Annotated in this window: 2 protein-coding genes; both read left to right on the top strand. The window is 70.3% G+C overall.

The window, feature by feature from the left end; genetic code table 11:
- A partial coding sequence (locus V6M57_RS06485) for an alpha/beta hydrolase (protein WP_332814177.1) occupies nt 1-778 on the top strand: 778 nt, incomplete at its 5' end.
- Between the two features lie 32 nt (nt 779-810).
- Nucleotides 811-1,680, top strand: coding sequence for a YbgC/FadM family acyl-CoA thioesterase (locus V6M57_RS06480; RefSeq protein ID WP_332814176.1), 870 nt, complete (start codon nt 811-813; stop codon nt 1,678-1,680).
- The last annotated feature ends 183 nt before the right edge of the window (nt 1,681-1,863 follow it).

Genomic DNA, 1,863 nt, shown 5'->3' with positions numbered 1-1,863 from the left:
CCTGCCGGCACGCCTGTTTGCGCCCGTGGCCGGGCAGGCGCTGCCGGTGCTGCTGTTCTTTCACGGCGGCGGCTTCACCATCGGCAGCGTGTCCACGCACGAACCGCTGTGCCGGCACCTGGCGCACCTGGCCCACTGCGCGGTGATCTCGGTGGACTACCGGCTCGCGCCCGATTGGCCCTTTCCCACGGCGGTGCATGACGCCTGGGACAGCCTGGTCTGGCTGCGCGAGCACGCAGCAGCGCTCGGCCTGGACTGCGCCCGGATCGCCGTGGGTGGTGACAGCGCGGGCGGCACGCTGTCGGCCGTGACGGCCATCGCCGCACGCGACGCCGGCTGGCCGCTGGCGCTGCAACTGCTGTTCTACCCCGGCACCGCCGGCCACCAGAACACGCCGTCGCACCACACCTTCGCCAAAGGCTTCCTGCTCGAAGAGGCCCACATCGGCTTTTTCTTTGGCCACTACCTGCGCAGCGCGGCCGAGCGCGACGACTGGCGCTTCGCCCCGCTCGACGGCGTGGACGACAGCGGCCAGCCGCGCGACCTGGAGGGCGTGGCGCCGGTCTGGATGGGGCTGGCCGAATGCGACCCGCTGGTGGACGAAGGCGTGTTGTACGCCGACCGGCTGCGCATGGCCGGCGTGGCGGTGGATCTGGAAATCTACGCCGGCATGGTGCACGGCTTCATCCAGTTCGGCCGCGCCATTCCGCAGGCGCTCCAGGCCCACAACGACGCGGCGCGCGCGCTGCGCCACGCCTGGGAACCGGGCGCGACCTGAGCCCACAGACACCACAACCCGGAGACCCCGACATGAGCCTCAAACGATCCGACTTCCGCTTTGTCCACCGCCTGCGTGTGCGCTGGGCCGAGGTGGACATGCAGAAGATTGTCTTCAACGCGCACTATCTGATGTACTTCGACACCGCCATCTCCGACTACTGGCGGGCGCTGGCGCTGCCCTACGAGGCGGCCATGCAGCAGCTCGAAGGCGATCTGTACGTGGTCAAGGCCACGCTGGAGTTTCACGCCTCGGCGCGGGTGGACGACCAGATCGAGGTGGCCATGAAATGCAGCCGCGTCGGCACCTCGTCGATCCAGTTCACCGGCGCCATCTTCCGGGGCGACGAGCACCTGATCTCGGGCGACATCGTCTACGTGTTCGCCGACCCGGCCAGCCAGCGCTCGCGCCCGGTGCCGCAGGCGCTGCGCGACATTCTCATGGGCTACGAGGCCGGCGAGGCCATGAGCACGGTGAAGCTGGGCGCCTGGAGCGAACTCGGCGCCGACGCGCAGCGCATCCGCACCGAGGTGTTCGTGCAGGAGCAGCGCATTCCCAAAGATCTGGAGCATGACGCGGCGGACCTGACGGCGCTGCACGGGGTGGCCTACAACCGGCTGGGCCAGCCGGTGGCCACCGGGCGGCTGATCCCCACCGGCGCAACGGGCGTGTCGCAGGTGGGCCGGCTGGCGGTCCACCGGGTGCTGCGCGGCGGCCATCTGGGCCAGCAGGTGCTGCGGGCGTTGACGGACGCGGCCCGTGCGCGTGGCGAACGCGAGGTGATGTTGCACGCGCAGAGCAGCGCCACCGGCTTCTACGAGCGGCTGGGCTGGCAGAGGCGGGGTGAGCCGTTTGAAGAAGCGGGCATCGCCCACCGGGAGATGTTCCTTCCGCTGAACTAGGACGCCCCCCGCAGCGCTTCGCGCTACCCCCAAAGGGGGCGGCACCAGCCGTCCGGCGAAGCCGGCCCGGCGGTGTCCCCGGCTGGACCGCTTCATGCATCGAGGGTCGCGTGAAGCGACGGATGCGATCTGCCTGCGCTTACCAGACCAGGGTTTCGCTGCGCCGGGCCTGCTCGGCCCAGG

The organism is Ramlibacter sp., from assembly GCF_036676645.1.
In the GTDB taxonomy this organism is placed as follows: Bacteria; Pseudomonadota; Gammaproteobacteria; order Burkholderiales; family Burkholderiaceae_C; genus Ramlibacter.
This window is presented reverse-complemented; position numbering and strand designations above follow the sequence as displayed.